The organism is Streptomyces sp. NPDC029466 (genome assembly GCF_055574515.1).
Window position 1 is genome coordinate 24,944 of sequence record NZ_JBVHZH010000025.1, and the last position, 16,463, is coordinate 41,406.

Here is a 16,463-nt window from a genome sequence, read left to right on the forward strand (position 1 = left end):
GGGCGGCGCCCGCGGGCGGCGGGTACCCGCCAGGAGGCGCGGGCATCCGATGAGCGGTAGACGAGCGGTGGACGAGCGGTGGATGACCGGTAGGCGCGTACGCCGGGAGCCCCGAGCGGCCGGCGGGAGCCCCGAGCAGCCGGGGGGAGCCCCGAGCGGCGGGCGGGAGAAATGCGATCGACGAGTGGGCGACAAGCGGGGTGGTGCGGAGGGTGACAATGGCCGGGTGCCAGCCGCCAAGAAGAAGTCGACGACCGCGAGCGCCTCGCCCGAGCGTCGCCGCGAACTGCTCACCATCGCGGCGGAGGTCTTCGCCGCACACGGCTACAACGCCACCACCGTCCGCCGGATCGCGGACGAAGCCGGCATGCTCGCGGGCAGCCTCTACTACCACTTCGACTCGAAGGAATCGATGCTGGACGAGATCCTGTCCAGCTTCCTGACCGAACTGTGGGACGGCTACGACGCCGTACTCGCCGCCGGGCTCGGCCCCAGGGAGACCATCGAAGCCCTGGTCACCGAGTCCTTCCGGGAGATCGACCGGCATCGCGCGGCCGTCGCCATCTACCAGAAGGAGTCCAAGCACCTCGCCGCCCAGCCCCGCTTCGGCTACCTCGCCGACTCCCAGCAGAAATTCAAGAAGGCCTGGCTGGGCACCCTGGAGCGCGGCGTGGCCGCCGGGACGTTCCGCGCGGACCTCGACATCCGGCTCACCTACCGCTTCGTCCGCGACACCGTCTGGGTGGCGGCGAGCTGGTACCGGCCGGGCGGGCAGCACAGCCCCGAGGAGATCGCCCGCCAATACCTCTCGATGGTGCTGGACGGCATCGCCGTACGCGCCTGACGCGCTCTACTGGCGGGCGAAGTCACGGGGCCGGATGCGCTCCTGGCGGCGAGCATGGGCCCGGCGGCCTCCGCGGTCCTGGCTGCCTGCCCGGTCCCGGCTGCCGCCGCGCGCGGCCCCTCTGTTGCGCCCGGCCCCTCGGCTGTACCCGGTCCTTCGGATGCACCCCGGCCGCTCGGTCGTGGCCGCTCAGCAGGGGGTGTTCTTCACGAACAGGGCTCGCGGCGTCCCGGTCGTGCCGTAGTGGATGTCCTTGGTCGTGCCCTTGGGGAGCCGGCCGTGGGGATCACGGTGATGCGGGACGACGATGGTGAAGCACGAGGTCCGCTTGGTGCACAGATTCGACAGGCGGACATAGCGCTGGTGGCCCTTGTTGAAGTACTTCCGCACCTTGACGCACTGCGGCGCCCGGCTCGCGGCGGACGCTTCCGAGGTGGTGGCCAGGGTCAGCGAGGCGCTGCACACCACGGTTGCCACTGCTATGGCGATGATCTTCCGCACGTGATCTCCCCCGCTGAAAGCCTGGAACCCCTCGCGAACTCCTACCGTGTTCGCACGTTCATTCCCCATTGTCCATACCCGCCCAATGGAAATCAGCCCCGGGGGCCACACAGGGACACAAGCGCTACATAGCAGCAACGCTTTCGGAACGGGGGCGGGCTGCCGGGCTACAACTCGTCGATGCGCAGATAGTGCAGCGCGCGGCGGGTCAGCTCCGCCACGTCCTCCGGTTCGTCCTGCCAGGCCCAGTGCTCCATGGCGACGCTGATGCCATCGAGCAAGGCGCAGGCCAGGAGTCGTACCTCCATGCTGTCCTCCGGTGCGCCCTTGCGCGCCGCGAGTACCGGCACCAGCTGGTCCTGCATCTCCCGCCCCGCCGCGAGCCACCGCATCCGAATGGCCGGGACGGTGCCCATGACCCGCACCAGTCGGCGGGCCTGCTCGCGGTCCGCGAGCTGTCGGGTCGCGGCCGACGAGGTGAACGACGCCTGCACGGCGCTGCTCAGTGGTTCATCGACGGGGCGCCTCGCCAGCTCCTCGACGAGCACACCGACGCTGGACGTCATGACGGGGGTCAGTGCGTCCTCCTTCGCCGCGCAGTAGCGGTAGAAGGTGCGCAGCGAGATACCGGCTGCCGATGCGATGTCCTCGACCGTCGTCGCCTCGTACCCCTGGTCCGAAAACAGCGCCGCCGCGGTCTCGGCAATCTCCAGCCGGGTCTCCTGCCGTCGCCGCTCGGTCAACGATGGTCTGCCTCGCGCTGCCGTCATCCACCTCTCCTGATCGTCTGGCCGTCATGTCTATCAGGGACCATTTTCTGTCACAGACCAGCTTCCTGGCACGTCATGCCAAAAACCCGGTATGTTGTCACCGCCCGGCCCACCGGCCCACCGACCCCTGTCCGGTGCTCGACCGATGTCCGATCCCACCCCGACCCCGACCCCGCTTCGCCCCGCCCACGCCGCCCCCGAACGCCGCGTACCCACAGCACTCACCGCCCCCGATGGACGGGCGAACGTCAACGCCCCGACGAGAACGGCCTGAAGAGAACGCCCGACGAGAACGGCCCGCCGCGCGGCCCGGCAGGAGCCCATGAACCGGCCCGCCGCGCGGCCCGGCACATCGATCCGCCCAACGAATGCCCCTGCACTCGGCACCGGCCATGCGTCCGCCCTGGCCATACGTCCACACACCGACCACGCGTCCACGCCAGCAACGTGTCCAAACCGGCCATGCGTCCGCACCGATCGCGTCCGCACCGGTCATGCGTCCGCACCGAACACGCGTTCGCGCCCACCATGCGTTCTGCATCGACGAGGCATTCCGCACCAACCATGACGGCCGCCGAGTACGCCCAACCACCCGACCCGCAACGGTGGTTCGACCCGGCTCGACCTGCGTCTCGGGTCAGAACCGGAACCGATCCCGCACCCGGATCCCGCACCCGGATCCCGATCCCGAACCGAATCCAGAGCCAAAACCCGAGCCACACCCAGAGCCAAAACCCGAGCCAAACCAGAACGTGTCAGCGAAGGAGCCGACCATGCCCACGCCGGTGCCCATGCCCCGTACCCGTACCTACCTCGTCACCGGATCCGCCTCCGGCATAGGCAAGGCCACCGTGGCCCACCTCCGCGAACAGGGCCACACCGTGATCGGCGCCGACCTCAAGGACGCCGACATCTCAGCGGACCTCGCCACCCCCGACGGCCGTAGCCAACTGGTGCACCGCGCCCACGAGTTGACCGACGGCCGACTCGACGCCGTGATCGCCTGCGCCGGCCTCGCCCACTTCGTCCCGCGCACCATCCAGGTCAACTACTTCGGCGTCGTCGCCACCCTCGAAGGGCTGCGCCCGCTGCTCGCCGCCGGTACCGACCCGCGCGCCGTACTCCTCTCGTCCGTCGCCTCGATCCACCCGGCCGACCAGACCATCGTCGACGCGGCGCTCGCGGGCGACGAGGAGGCAGCCGTGGCCGCCGCCCAGGCCGTCGTCGACCGGGGCGAGGGATATGCGATCTACGGCGCTTCCAAGCAGGCGATCGCCCGCTGGCTCCGCCGTACGGCCATCTCCGACGACTGGGCCGCCGCCGGCATCCCCCTCAACGCCGTCGCCCCCGGCACGACCGTGACCCCCATGACCGAGCCCATGCTCGCCGACGCCGAAACACGTGCGGCCATCGACGCCGGCATCCCCATGCCCCTGCACGGCCACGCCCGCCCCGAACAGGTCGCCCCACTGCTCGCCTGGCTGACCTCCCCCGAGAACACCCACGTCACCGGCCAGGTCATCTTCCTCGACGGCGGCGCCGACGCCGTCCTCCGGGGAGACAACATCTGGTAACGAGCAACGCAGGAACCCTGGCTATGCCCCCGGGTTACGCAGCGCACCCGGACAAGCCCGGTCACGGCAGACGGAGGAAGTCCCGTCGCATGGCACACCCGGGATGGCTTCGTCGAGCGGCGCACCCGGCGAAGCCCGGCCACGCGGCGGACGGAGAAGTCCGTCCTCACGACGCACCCAGGGGCTTCGTGGTGCGGCGAGCCCGGGGAAGCCCGGCCACGCGGCGGGCTGGGGACTCCCATCGTGCAGCGAACCGGGGAAGACGCCCCGGGGCCGGCCGATGTGTCACTCACCGGCCGACGGGCGGGCCGTCACCACCTTCAGGCCCCGGTCCGCGAATTCGCGACGGGTTACCTCCTTCGCTCCGTTGTCCGTGATGAACGTGTCAAAGACATCCGCGTCGCCGACCCGGGCGAAGCAGCGCTCGCCGATTTTCGATGAGTCCGCGACGACCACGGCGCGCCGGGCACGCTCGGCCATGAGGCGGTTGACCCGGGCCTCCGCCTCGTCGTGCACCGTCGCCCCCATCATCGGGTCCATGCCATTGGCCCCGATGAACGCGATATCGATGGAGATCTGCTGAAGCAGCAACTCACTGAACGGACCGACCAGTTCGAACGACCGCGAGTGCGCGACCCCACCGGTGAGCACGATCTTGATCTGCGGTCGGACGGCCAGCTCATTGGCGATGTTGAGGGAGTTGGTGACAATCGTCAGGTGCGGTTGCGGTCCGGCCTCCGCAAAGTCCGGACGGGTGGCGAGTACCCGGGCGATCGCCGTGGTCGTGGTGCCGCCGCTCAGCCCGACCACGTCACCCCGCTCGACCAGCTTCGCCGCGGCTTTCGCCACCGCCTCCTTCTCCTCCGACCGGTGAGCGTGCTTGTAGCGGATCGGCAGGTCGTACGCCACCGAACTGAGCACCGCCCCGCCCCGGGTGCGGGTCAGCAGTTGCTGTTCGGCGAGTGCGTCCATGTCGCGCCGCATCGTGGCGGCCGAAACCTCCAGCGCGGTCGCCGCCTCCTCGACGTCCACCCGGCCTCGGTCTCCGAGCAGCTCAAGCAGTGCGTTCATCCGTTCATGGCGCTTCATGGCGCGAGCCTAATTCGTTTCGGCACACCCTGGTGACGCGCGGTGGAGCTCCCGTCGAACACCGCAGAGGCCCCGCCGGACACCGCAGATGCCGCGGCAGCGGGCCGGGCGGGACACCATGCCGGGGTCCGCCGCGGGGGTTCTGTCGCCATGGTCCCGTTATGGGCTTGCCGCGCGATGCGACCAGGGCGATCATCGAGTCCACCCGTTCAACCCCGAGCAGATGCCTGGGTCGCGTACCGGCCCGGGACCGTCGCCGGAGTGCCCAGCACATCCAGCAGCCTCGCAGCTTCCTCTGCCACCGCCTCCCGGGCCGGCTTGACGTACTTGCGGGAGTCGACGAGCGAGGAATCGGCGCCCAGCGTCCGCCGTATCGACTGGGTGAACACCGAGACGAGATGCGTGGAGATATTGATCTTCGTCATTCCGGCGGCGATGGCGCGGCGCAGCTCATCGTCCGGCACACCCGAAGAGCCGTGCAGGACCAGCGGCACCGGCAGAGTGGTGTGCAGCGCCGTGATGAGGTCCTTGTCCAGTACGGCCGTGCGCTCGTGCATCGCATGGGAGGAGCCGACGGCCACGGCGAGGGCATCCACGCCCGTCGCGCGCACAAAGGCCAAGGCCTCGTCCGGGTCCGTGCGCACCCCGGGCGCATGGACCCCGTCCTTGCCGCCGACCTCGCCGAGTTCGGCCTCGACGTAGGCGTCGCGTTCATGGCACCAGGCGGCGAGGTCGGCGGTGGTGGCGACGTTCTCCTCGTACGGAAGAGCGGAGGCGTCCACCATGACGGACCCCACCCCGGCGGTGATGCCCTGACGGACGAGGTCCGCATCGGTGATGTGGTCGAGGTGGACCGCGATCCGGGCGGTGGAGCCCTCGGCGAGGGCGAGCGTGGCGCGGGTGATGGGCAGCAGGCTGCCGTGGTAGCGGATGCAGTTCTCGCTGATCTGAAGGATCAGTGGGGTACCGGTGCGCTCGGCGGCGGTGACGAGCGCCTCGGCGGTCTCCAGATGGATGACATTGAAGGCCGCGGCACCGACCTGCGCCTTACGCGCGGCGTCGACGATCGATGAGGTCGGGACGAGTGGCATGGGATGCCGGCTCCCTTCTCCCTTGCGGGCAGGGCTGGTGGAGAGGGTGAGGTGGGCGGTTACGAGGCGGCCGGCGTCTCGAGCATCACCGAACGGGTCAGGCTGCGCGGGTTGTCGGGGTCCAGGCCGCGGGCGCGGGCTCGCTCCAGCGCCACCCGCTGGACCAGCACCAGATCCGCCAGCGGATCGCGCGCATGGTGCACGAAGCACGCACCCGTCCGCGCCACATCGGCCTCCAGCCCCTCCGGTGCCTGCCCGAACAGCCAGGTCACCCGGCCGGGTGCGGCTATCGCGATCGGACCGTGGCGGTACTCCATCGCGGGGTACGACTCCGTCCAACTCTGCGATGCCTCCCGCATCTTGAGCGCCGCCTCATTGGCCAGACCGAACGTCCAACCGGAGCCGAGGAAGGAGAACTGCTCGGCGTCCACCCACTCCTTGTCCACCGGCGCGGCCAGCGCCTCTTCCGCATCGGTCACCGCACGGGAGATGTCCTCGCCGAGGTGCGCGCGCAGCAGTGCCAGCGCCGTCGTCGCGAAACGCGTCTGCACCACCGACTTCTCGTCGGCGAACGGCAGCGCGACCGTCGCGTCGGAGAGCGCCACCGCCGGCGTCTCAGGATCACCGATGATCGTCACCGTCGGGATGCGCCCCTTGACGGCGTCGAGCACCCGCAGCACCTCGGTCGTGGTGCCGGAGCGGGTGATCGCCACCACCGCGTCATAGCCGCGGTCGCTGCCGAGGAAAGCCTCGGAGGCGGCGAACGGATCCGTAACGCCCTGCCCGGCCGCCTCGCGGAGCGCCGCATACGACTGGGCCATGAACCACGAGGTACCGCAGCCGACGACGGCCACCCGCCGGCCGGCTTTCGGCAGGGGGCCCGCCGCTGCTCCGATCCGCGCGGCCTGCCGCCAGGTCTCCGGCTGGCTGCTCAGCTCCTGCTCCATGTACGAGGTCTCGCTCATGGCCCACCCTCCCGTGATGTGGCAATGGACTGAAGAATGTCTGCGTGAAACTGCAATCTTTGGCTTCGTTGCAATCGACTGTACGCAGAAATCCGACCGCGATCCATCCCTCGTACGAGTGCATGCACCAGAGGGGAGCGCGGGAGTGAGGGCATGGATGGGCTGCTCGGGAGAGGCGGCGGCGGGGTCGGTGTGGGGTGGGCGGATGACAGGGAGGGGTGCAAGGAAGTGTTGACAGCTGCGTGAAAGGCGCCGAATACTCGCATGATCAGTCATGCGCGATTCGGCATGCAGCAAGGCCCGCTCCGCCGCACAGAGGACTTCCCATGTCCATTGCCACGCTCTCGGCGACGCCCCCGCCGCCGTCCTCCAAGACCACCCACCGCACCGGCAGACTGTTCGCGCTCACCGGCGCGGTCGTCGGCGTCATCTATGGCTACGACACCGGCAGCATCTCCGGCGCCCTGGTGTTCCTGAGTAAGGACTTTCATCTCACCGAGACCGAAAAGGGCCTGGTCAACAGCATTTTGGTGTTCGGCTCCATCGTCGGCGCGCTGATCGGCGGCAAGCTCGCCGACGCCCTGGGCCGCAAGGCCGCGATGCTGATCGTGGCCGGCTCCTACGCCGTCTTCGTCGCCCTCTCCGCGGTCGCGCCCAATGTGGTCGTGCTGGACATCGTCCGCTTCCTGCTCGGTGTCGCCATCGGAATCTCGATCGTCGCCGCCCCGCTCTATGTCGCCGAATCGACCCCGGCACGCATCCGCGGAGCCTCCGTCGCCGCCTACCAAGTGGCCACGGTCGCGGGCATCGTGCTCACGTACTTCATCAACTGGGGCCTGTCCGGTGGCGGCCACTGGCGCTGGATGCTCGGCCTCTCCGCCCTCCCCGCCGCGCTTGTCCTGATTCCTCTGCTCCGGCTGCCGGACACCCCGCGCTGGTACGTCCTCAAGGGGCGGACGGAACGAGCCGTCGAGGTCATGGCCATGACCGACCCCGATGCCGATCCGTATGCGGAGGTCGCGGCCGTGGAAGCCGCGCTCGCCGAGGAGAGCGGTGGGTCGGCGCGCTCGCTGCTGCGCAAGCCCTACGCCCGCGCCGCGGTCTTCGTCGTCGGCCTCGGCTTCTTCTGCCAGATCACCGGCATCAACGCCGTGACGTACTACAGCCCGCAGATCTTCGAGGAGATGGGGTTCACCGGCAACGGCCAGAACTTTCTGCTGCCGTCATTCGTCCAACTCGCCTCGCTGGCCGCGACGGTGCTCGCCATCCTCATCATCGACCGGCTCGGCCGCCGGGTGGTGCTGCTCTCCGGCATCGGCACGATGGCCGTCATGCTCGCCGTCCTGACGGTGGTCTTCGGCACCGGCGAGCTCCAGGGGGCGACGACCTGGGTGGGGTTCGCCGCCATCCTGCTGTTCACCGCGGCCTTCAACTTTGGCTTCGGCTCGCTGATCTGGGTCTATGCGAGCGAGGCATTCCCCGCCCAGCTGCGCTCGACCGGAGCCTCGGTGATGCTCACCGCGGACCTGGTCGCCAATCTTCTGATCGCCCAGTTCTTCCCCTCGCTGATGGCCTGGGCGGGCGCGGCCCGGACCTTCGCGGGCCTCGGCGTCCTTGCCCTTGCCGCCCTGGTCTTCGCCTCCGTCACCGCACCCGAGACCAAGGGGCGTCAGTTGGAGGAGATCCAGGGCTACTGGCGTAATGGGGGGCGTTGGCCCGAGCCGGCTGCGTCCACCACCGCAAGCCCCCGCTCGCTCGGTGATTCGGCGGTGCCTCCGACCACGACTTCTTAGTTACGGGCTGTCGGGAGCGGTAGGGCGCGACCAGGGCTGAGCGCGGTGCTCGGACCGGCGGATCACCGGCGGTCCGAGCCTCCGGGGACGTGCTTCAGGAGGGCAGCTGCTCCCGGTAGTGCTCCAGTGCCGGCGCGGTCGTCGTCGCCACGAACTCCGTGATCCGGTACTCACACACCTCGGCGAGAGTGAACGGGTCCTCGGAAACGATCCGCTCGACGGTGGCACGGTCCATCCCGGCGGCGAGAATCACGCCCCCGTCCCGTGGGACCTTGCGGCCGGCGGCGAGGAAGCGCCCGGCGGCGTACTCCTTCCGAAGCCACTCCACATGCTGATCGAGGACGGCGTCGACGCGTTCGAGGGGCGCGGTATAGGTCAGTTCCAATACGAACATGACTGCAATATAGAGGAGGTGTCGGGCACGGCTCCGCGCTCTCTCCGTGCAGGGAAGGTGCAGGCCAGGGCGGGTATGGGGAAGGCGTCAGGGTCAGGTCGTCGGCAGGTCCGGGCGGCGGCGCCCGTGCTGCGTCGCGCTCTCGTAGGCATGACCGGCCTGGAGGACGGCGAGATCGGCGCGCGGTGGACCGATGAACTGGAGCCCCACGGGCAGACCGGCCGGGGTGAAGCCCGCGGGAACCGAAAGGGCGGGTACGCCCAGGACCGAGATGAGGTAGGCGGACCGCATCCAGTCCAGGTAGCTGTGCGTGGGACGGCCCGCTACCTCGCGCGGATACTCCAGCTCCGCGTCGAACGGCGTGACTTGACTGACCGGGGCGAGGAGCAGGTCGTACCGGGAGAAGAATTCCAGCGTGCCGAGGTAGAGGCGGCTGTGGGTCGTGGTGGCCGTGTGGAGGTCGGCCACGGTCAGCCGGCGGCCCTGTTCGATGTTCCAGACGATGCTGGGTTTGAGGGCCTGCGGGGCGGAGTCGAGCAGTCCACCGAGGGCGAGGTCGAAGCTGTGCGCCCGCAGCGTACGGAAGGTCTCATCGGCGCCGGAGAGGTCCGGGCAGGCGGTGTCGACGCGGCAGCCCAGCTCCTCCAGGACCCTCAACTGGGGCTCCAGAACGGCGAGTACCTCCGGGTCGGCCGGTGCGTATCCGCCCAGGTCGGGGGCCCAGGCGAGACGCAGCCCGCGCAGGTCGCGGTCGAGCGGCACACGGAACGCTGCCCCCGGGGCCTCCAGGCTGAGGGGGCAGCGTGGATCCGGGCCGGCCATCGCTGACAGCAGCAGCGCGGTGTCGGCGACCGTCCGCCCCATGGGGCCCGGGACCGACAGGGTGTCCCAGAGGTCGCTGCCCGGAGGCGAAGGGACGCGGCCCGGCGTCGGCCGCAGACCGACCACATTGCAGAAGGAGGCGGGGTTGCGGAGTGAGCCGCCCATGTCACTGCCGTCGGCGAGGGGCTGAAGCCCGGCTGCCAGGGCCGCGGCGGCGCCCCCACTGCTGCCGCCCGCCGAGCGTGTGAGGTCGTACGGATTGCGGGTGGTGCCGAAGACGGCGTTGAAGGTGTGCGAACCGGCGGCGAATTCGGGGACGTTGGTCTTGCCGAGACGGATGGCGCCCGCCTGCTGGAGCCGGTCGACCAGCAGATCGTCCTCGTCCGGGACATGATCGGCGAAGAGCGGTGAGCCGTGTGTGGTGCGCATACCGCGGGTGAGACGGGTGTCCTTGAAGGCGATCGGCAGCCCGTGCAGGGGCGGGACGGCGGCGTCCCGGACGAGTTGCTCATCGGCGCGTGCGGCTGCGGCGAGGGCGCCCTCCGGGTCGAGGGTGACGATCGCATTGACGGCCGGATTGACCCGTTCGATGCGGTCCAGATGGGCCTGGACGACCTCGCGGGCGGAGAGCTCGCGGCGGCGCAGCCGGCCGGCGAGGTCGGTGGCGTCGAGCTCGTGAAGCGCGTCGGACACGGGCGGGTGCATGCTCATCACGGTACCGAGCACCACTGACACCGATCTCTGAAATCCAGGGCCGGAACTCCGCGGCCTGAGCTCTGAGTCCTGAAAGCCCCAGCTCTGAGCCGTGAGCCGATCCGCCCGGCCCTGGGCCCGATCACCGGTTCGGTAGCGTTGCGGTCATCATGGACACTCCCGGAATGATCTCCTGCGACGACGAACTGCGGCACTGGCCGGCCGACGAAGCCCAGGCGCGTGCGGTCCAGGACCGGTTGCGGCCCCATGTACGCCTCGATGAAGCGGGACCGGAACCGGGGTTCGAGGGCACTGTGGTGGGGGTGGATGTCGCCTACGACGATGAACGGGACGTAGTCGCGGCCGCCGCCGTCGCCCTGGACGCCCGCACCCGCGCCGTCGTCGACCGGGCCACCGCCGTCGGGCAGGTCTCCTTCCCGTACGTCCCCGGCCTGCTCGCCTTCCGTGAGATCCCCACCGTGCTCGAGGCACTCGGCCGCCTCGCCCGCACTCCCGACCTGGTGGTCTGCGACGGCTACGGGCTGGCGCACCCGCGCCGCTTCGGGCTCGCCAGCCACCTGGGCGTACTGACCGGACTGCCCACCATCGGCGTCGCCAAGAACCCCTTCACCTTCCGGTACGCCCCTCCTGGCCCGGAGCGCGGCGCCACCTCGCCGCTGCTGGACGGAACCGAGGAGGTGGGACGTGCGCTGCGTACCCAAAACGGCGTCAAGCCGGTCTTTGTCTCCGTGGGGCACCGCACCGACCTCGACCGGGCCTGTGCGCACACCCTCCACCTGGCGGCCGATTACCGCCTTCCGGAGACGACCCGGGCCGCCGACGCACTGTGCCGGAGGGCCCTCGCCGACGCGTAACGGCGGGCCCGGGTCACGGCTCGGGTTACTCCTGGACGACGCCGAACTTGATGCCCGCTTCCTGGAGCCGAGCCGTCAAAGCGTCTCCCATGGCCACCGCCGCCGTCACTTGGCCCGCGGTCTCCGGCAGGTCGTCGAAGGCCAGGCTGAGCGCCGACTCGGCGAGCATCTTCGCGGTCTCCTCGTAGCCGGGGTCGCCGCCCGAGACCTCGGTGATCAGACGGGTGCCGCCGGCGGCGGCGACGAAGCGCACCTTGAACCAGCTGCGCGCCCGCCGCTCGGGGCTCGGGCCGTCGCCCGGCTCCAGACGCCCCGACAGCCAGCGCCGTGCGGGCGGCACCTGGGCGAGGGCACACAGCGCTCCCGCTCCCAAGGCGCCGCCGACGGCGATCGGCAGCCGCCGCACCCCGGCGTAGTGGCGATAGCGGAAGTCCGGCCCGTAGCGGTTCAGCGCGGCGGCCGAGCGGGCGACGATCTGCGGATCGAGGGTCGGCAACGGCACACCCCAGGTGCGCGTTTCGCTGCTCCGTACAGGCGGGCCGAAGGGCGCGCGTACCGTCCGTCCGGCCGGCTGCGCTTCGACCCGCTGACGTTCGCGGGCGGCCCGCGCCATGGCGACCGGACGTGAGGCGGCGGTCAGCGCCGAGTTCAGCGTGCCTCCGGAGAATGTTCCGTTGGTCCGTACGAAGCCGTCGATGCGTACGGGGACACCTTCGGGGAGGAGCCCCACGGTGTAGTGGACCCCCAGGTCGTACGGGACGGAGTCGAACCCGCTGGCGTGTACGAGGCGCGCGCCGGACGCGCGGGCCGTCGCGTCGTGCCGCACGTACATCCGGTCGATGAATTCCGACTCCCCGCACAGATCGACATAGTCGGTGCCGGCCGCGGCGCAGGCCGCCACCAGCGGCTCGCCATGGATCAGATACGGACCGACGGTCGTCACCAGCACCCGGGTGCCGGCCGCGAGGTCGCGCAGTGAGCCGGGATCGCTGCTGTCGGCCCGCAGCAGCGGCAGGTCGGCGCAGGCCGGGTCGGACTTCGCCAACCGGTCGCGCAGCTGCTCCAGTTTGGCGGTGCTGCGCCCGGCCAGTGCCCAGCGGCAGCCCTTGGGGACGTGTGCGGACAGGTAGGCGGCAGTGAGGGCGCCGGTGAAACCGGTCGCGCCGTAGAGGACGAGGTCATAGGTCCGTCCGGAGGTGTCCTGCCGTGGCATCGCGCATCCTCTCGACCGCCCACCGGCCGTGGAGTCCGGGCCCTGGCAGTCGGCGTCGCCCCGTCAAGGTCCGCTCCTGGCGGCCCTCTTGACCGCCCTGTGGGTGGTACGGAGTCTGGCATGACGCCTTGACAGGGTGTCGCGGCGGGGCCAGATTCACGGATGACGTAGGACGTCCAATGTCCGGTGCGCCGACTGCTGGAGGAGGCCCGGCTGCTGTGACAACGTTCCCCACGGACACCCCTGACCGGGGGCGGCGAGGGTGGCAGGAGGTCGCCCCGTCCCAGTGGAAGGCGATGTTCGCCGCTTGGATCGGCTACCTCCTCGACGGTTTCGACTTCGTCCTGATCACGCTGGTGCTGACCGAAATCGCGGCGGACTTCCGGCTGAGCACCGCCACCGCCGCCTCGCTGATCTCCGGCGCCTTCATCACCCGATGGTTGGGCGGCGCCGTCCTGGGCGCGATGGGCGACCGCTACGGCCGCAAGGCCGCCATGATCAGCAGCATCCTGCTCTACTCGCTCGGCACCTTCGCCTGCGGATTCGCCTGGGACTACACCAGCCTGTTCGCCGCCCGGCTGGTGATCGGCCTCGGCATGGCCGGGGAGTACAGCGCAAGCGTGACGTATGTGCTGGAGAGCTGGCCCACCCGATGGCGCAACCGGGCTTCCGGATTCCTGATCTCCGGTTACGCGGGCGGTACGGTCCTCGCGGCCGAGCTCTACAAGTGGGTGGTACCCCACTGGGGCTGGCGCTGGATGTTCTGGATCGGCGTGCTGCCCGTCCTGGTAGCTCTCTGGGTGCGCAGGGCGCTTCCGGAGGCCGGGGACTGGCAGAAGGAGATCGGCGTCGCCGCAACCCGTTCGGCAGAGGGGCGCCCGAACCCTTTCCGGCCGTTGTTCACGGGACGGCTTCGCTCCGGGGGCAACACGGTCCTGGCGGTGGCCGCCTCGGTGGCGCTGTTCTGCGTCTTCACGCCCCTCGGCGCGGGCCACGTCCCCTGGCTGTCCGCCGCCGCGGCGCTGTGCCTGACCGCCTTCGCGGTCCAGCTCGGTGGCCGCCGCGGATGGCTGTTGTACGTGTCCCTGATGGCGACGGTGTTCTGCGCGTTCCTCTACAGCTGGCCGATCCAGGCCCTGTTGCCCACCTACCTGAAGACCGGCCTCGGATACTCCCCTGAGCAGGTCACCGACGTGATGTTCTACGCGGGCTTCGGCACCATGGCGGGCTGTTGGCTGGCGGGCTTCGTGGGCGACCGGCTCGGCACCCGGCGGGCCTACGCGTACACGCTGCTCGCCTCGCTCGTCTTCGTCTTCCCGGTCTTCGCGGCGCGGGACAGCTTGCCGGCGCTCGGCGTGCTGGTCTTCGTGCTGCTCGCGCTCAGCCAGGGCATCTCCGGCATTCTGCCGAAGTACCTCGCCGGCCACTTCCCGGTCGCCACCCGGGCCGCCTCGGTGGGCTTCGTCTACAACGTCGGGGCCCTGGGCGGGGCAGCGGCGCCCGTCCTGGGCGCCCATCTGGCCGAAGGAATGCCCCTGGGGCGGGCCCTGGCCGTGCTCACCTTCGGGCTGACGCTCGTCGTCATCCTTCTGGTGGGCGGCAACGTCCCCCAGCGGCTGGCACGACTGGTGGACCGTCAGGCGCCCGACGATCATCTGGTCCCGGCGGCCGGGGGAGTGGGAGCCCTGCCCGCGACCTCCGACTCCACCTCCATCTCCACCTCCGCTTCCGGCCCCGGGGAGGTCTCGCCCGACTCGGCGTAGCGGCGGACGCGGCGTCAGATGTCCCCCGGCCGGCCCGCCGTCCGGCGCTCCGCGGGCCGTTGTCAGTGGTCGCCGTTAGCGTGGAATGCGTGGGTCGGCCCGCGCGGGACGCGCGTGCGGCTCAGCGGTATCGCAGGCGGTGCCGCGGGGGGGAACGGACATGGAGGAGTGCATGGCGAAGGCGGCCGGGCCGGCGGTGGTGCGGGAGCGGGTGCGTGCGTTCGCGCTCGCGCTTCCCGGGGCGGTGGAGGAGTTCCCCTGGGGCGAGAGCGTCATCAAGGTCAACAAGAAGGTCTTCGTCTTCCTCGGCGTCGACGACGGCAGCCATCCGCTCGGGGTCACGCTGAAACTCACGGATCCGGAGGCCCATGCCCATGCGCTGACCTCGCCCGGCGCCAGGCCCGCGGGCTACGGCCTGGGCAAGTCCGGATGGGTGCAGGTCCCCCTGGAGGAGCCGGACGCTCCGCCCGCCGAGTTGCTCTGCGACTGGGCGGAGGAGTCCTATCGCGTCATAGCCCCCAAGAAGCTCATCGCCGAGCTCGACGGGGTGTAGAGGCGCAGCGGCGGCTGGCGCAACGGCCCGTGACGGCGATGGCGATGCAGCCTCGTCGGCGCGGGCCTTTTCCGTGGTCGCCAGTTGGCAGGGGGTCTTGTGGAAAGTGGAACACGTTCTTAACATCGCGAGTGTTACATCAGAAGTGTCACAGTGCGGAAAGGCATGGGGCGCGATGGCAGAGCCAGGCAACGGCCCACTGAGCGGGGTGCGGGTGGTCGAACTCGCGGGCATCGGTCCCGGCCCGTTCGCGGCCATGCTCCTGGCCGACCTCGGCGCCGATGTCGTCCGGGTGGACCGGCCCGGTGGCGCGGGACTGGGCATCGATCCGGCCTGCGACGTCACCAACCGCAACAAGCGCTCCGTACTGGTGGATCTCAAAAGCCCCGACGGCGTGGCGCAGGTGCTCGAACTGGTCGAGCGCGCCGATGTGCTGGTGGAGGGGTACCGCCCCGGTGTGGCCGAGCGGCTGGGGGTGGGCCCCGAGGAGTGCCTCGCACGCAACCCCCGGCTGGTCTATGGGCGGATGACCGGCTGGGGGCAGCAGGGCCCGCTCGCCGACACCGCCGGACACGACATCGGCTATATCGCCATCACGGGCGCGCTCGGCATGATCGGCCCGCCCGACGGCCCGCCCGCCATTCCCGCCAACCTCCTCGGTGACTACGCCGGCGGCTCCCTCTACCTCGTCATCGGCGTCCTCGCCGCCCTCCAGCACGCCCGCGCCGACGGCGGAAAGGGCCAGGTCGTGGATGCCGCCATCGTCGACGGCACGGCACATCTGACGGCGATGATCCACGGCATGCTGGCAGCCGGCGGCTGGCAGGACCGGCGCGGCGCCAACCTGCTCGACGGCGGGACGCCGTTCTACGGGACGTACGAGACCGCCGACGGCGGCTATATGGCGGTCGGCGCACTGGAGAAGCGGTTCTACGGCGAATTCGTCCGCCTGCTGGGCATCGAGGAGCAGGCCCCCGGCCGCGACGACCTCGCCGCATGGGGCGAGCTGCGTACCGCCATCGCCGCCCGCTTCAGGACCCGTACCCGCGAGGAGTGGACGGCCGTCTTTGAGAAGTCCGACGCCTGTGTGGCGCCTGTGCTCTCCCTGCGCGAGGCCCCGCGGCATCCGCATCTCGCCGCCCGCGGCACCTTCGTCGAGCACGGTGGGATGACCCAGCCCGCGCCCGCGCCGCGCTTCTCGCACACCCCCGGCGCGGTACGCAGACCACCCGCGCGGCCCGGTGCGGACACCGAGGAGATCGCCCGCGACTGGCAGGCCCCCGGCCTCCTCGCCCCGTCGCCTGCCACCCCCGCGGGCCCGGGCCGCACCGCCCAGAAGGACGCCGCCGGCTGATGGCACCCGCCCGCACGCTCCGGTACGCGGCCGGCCCGCGCCGGGTCGCCGACGAGGCCGCCGCCAGGGAAGCGGCCGGCCTCGACGCCGTGCGGGCCCGTAGTGACCGGCCCGGACGCGTTCCGCGAGCGGAAGCCGCCCCGCGGGGTCGAGGCCGAGCCGGGGGCCG

Annotated in this window: 15 protein-coding genes; 7 read left to right on the forward strand and 8 right to left on the reverse strand. The window is 70.6% G+C overall.

The features are described 5' to 3' along the window. Positions 1–226: 226 nt before the first annotated feature. Positions 227–844, forward strand: coding sequence for a TetR/AcrR family transcriptional regulator (locus ACZ4XD_RS19970; RefSeq protein ID WP_468043787.1), 618 nt, complete (start codon positions 227–229; stop codon positions 842–844). A gap of 189 nt (positions 845–1,033) precedes the next feature. Here ACZ4XD_RS19970 and ACZ4XD_RS19975 read toward each other — a convergent pair whose 3' ends face one another. Further along, positions 1,034–1,345: a hypothetical protein gene (locus ACZ4XD_RS19975; protein WP_468043789.1), complete on the reverse strand. Its 312-nt coding sequence runs from the start codon at positions 1,343–1,345 to the stop codon at positions 1,034–1,036. 167 nt (positions 1,346–1,512) lie between these two features. Then, on the reverse strand, positions 1,513–2,115 hold the full coding sequence (locus tag ACZ4XD_RS19980; protein ID WP_468043791.1) for a TetR/AcrR family transcriptional regulator: 603 nt from the start codon (positions 2,113–2,115) through the stop codon (positions 1,513–1,515). Between the two features lie 773 nt (positions 2,116–2,888). On the opposite strand from ACZ4XD_RS19980, the gene ACZ4XD_RS19985 reads away from it, so the two are divergent. Beyond that, positions 2,889–3,689, forward strand: a complete 801-nt coding sequence (locus ACZ4XD_RS19985) for an SDR family oxidoreductase (protein WP_468043793.1) — start codon at positions 2,889–2,891, stop codon at positions 3,687–3,689. A gap of 285 nt (positions 3,690–3,974) precedes the next feature. Here the strand turns inward: ACZ4XD_RS19985 and ACZ4XD_RS19990 are convergent, their stop codons facing one another. The 3 genes from ACZ4XD_RS19990 to ACZ4XD_RS20000 all read right to left on the reverse strand — a co-directional run bounded on the left by ACZ4XD_RS19990 (position 3,975) and on the right by ACZ4XD_RS20000 (position 6,834). Then, positions 3,975–4,778 (reverse strand): DeoR/GlpR family DNA-binding transcription regulator, encoded by an 804-nt coding sequence (locus ACZ4XD_RS19990; RefSeq protein WP_468043795.1) that lies wholly within the window; start codon positions 4,776–4,778, stop codon positions 3,975–3,977. Positions 4,779–4,987: 209 nt separating this feature from the next. After that, positions 4,988–5,869, reverse strand: a complete 882-nt coding sequence (locus tag ACZ4XD_RS19995) for a class II fructose-bisphosphate aldolase (protein ID WP_468043797.1) — start codon at positions 5,867–5,869, stop codon at positions 4,988–4,990. Between the two features lie 59 nt (positions 5,870–5,928). Continuing rightward, positions 5,929–6,834 carry an SIS domain-containing protein gene (locus tag ACZ4XD_RS20000; RefSeq protein WP_468043799.1) on the reverse strand — a complete coding sequence of 302 codons (906 nt, stop codon included), beginning with the start codon at positions 6,832–6,834 and terminating at the stop codon, positions 5,929–5,931. A 326-nt stretch (positions 6,835–7,160) separates the two neighbouring features. Here ACZ4XD_RS20000 and ACZ4XD_RS20005 point away from each other — a divergent pair, with 326 nt between their 5' ends. Further along, positions 7,161–8,627 (forward strand): sugar porter family MFS transporter, encoded by a 1,467-nt coding sequence (locus ACZ4XD_RS20005; protein ID WP_468043801.1) that lies wholly within the window; start codon positions 7,161–7,163, stop codon positions 8,625–8,627. Positions 8,628–8,721: 94 nt separating this feature from the next. Here ACZ4XD_RS20005 and ACZ4XD_RS20010 read toward each other — a convergent pair whose 3' ends face one another. Continuing rightward, the gene (locus ACZ4XD_RS20010; RefSeq protein WP_468043803.1) at positions 8,722–9,021 is read right to left on the reverse strand and encodes a YciI family protein; all 300 of its coding nucleotides are present in this window, start codon (positions 9,019–9,021) and stop codon (positions 8,722–8,724) included. Positions 9,022–9,114: 93 nt separating this feature from the next. Then, complete coding sequence (locus ACZ4XD_RS20015) at positions 9,115–10,548, reverse strand: amidase (RefSeq protein WP_468043805.1); 1,434 nt, start codon at positions 10,546–10,548, stop codon at positions 9,115–9,117. A gap of 158 nt (positions 10,549–10,706) precedes the next feature. On the opposite strand from ACZ4XD_RS20015, the gene ACZ4XD_RS20020 reads away from it, so the two are divergent. Beyond that, entirely contained in the window at positions 10,707–11,411 is a 705-nt protein-coding gene (locus tag ACZ4XD_RS20020; protein WP_468043807.1) for an endonuclease V, read from the forward strand. Positions 11,412–11,436: 25 nt separating this feature from the next. Here the strand turns inward: ACZ4XD_RS20020 and ACZ4XD_RS20025 are convergent, their stop codons facing one another. After that, positions 11,437–12,624: a saccharopine dehydrogenase family protein gene (locus tag ACZ4XD_RS20025; protein ID WP_468043809.1), complete on the reverse strand. Its 1,188-nt coding sequence runs from the start codon at positions 12,622–12,624 to the stop codon at positions 11,437–11,439. Positions 12,625–12,920: 296 nt separating this feature from the next. Here ACZ4XD_RS20025 and ACZ4XD_RS20030 point away from each other — a divergent pair, with 296 nt between their 5' ends. The 3 genes from ACZ4XD_RS20030 to ACZ4XD_RS20040 all read left to right on the forward strand — a co-directional run bounded on the left by ACZ4XD_RS20030 (position 12,921) and on the right by ACZ4XD_RS20040 (position 16,294). Then, positions 12,921–14,387 carry a sialate:H+ symport family MFS transporter gene (locus ACZ4XD_RS20030; RefSeq protein ID WP_468043917.1) on the forward strand — a complete coding sequence of 489 codons (1,467 nt, stop codon included), beginning with the start codon at positions 12,921–12,923 and terminating at the stop codon, positions 14,385–14,387. 172 nt (positions 14,388–14,559) lie between these two features. Continuing rightward, a complete protein-coding gene (locus ACZ4XD_RS20035) occupies positions 14,560–14,940 on the forward strand; it encodes an MmcQ/YjbR family DNA-binding protein (protein WP_468043811.1) in 381 nt (126 codons plus the stop codon). 175 nt (positions 14,941–15,115) lie between these two features. Continuing rightward, positions 15,116–16,294, forward strand: coding sequence for a CaiB/BaiF CoA transferase family protein (locus tag ACZ4XD_RS20040; protein ID WP_468043813.1), 1,179 nt, complete (start codon positions 15,116–15,118; stop codon positions 16,292–16,294). The last annotated feature ends 169 nt before the right edge of the window (positions 16,295–16,463 follow it).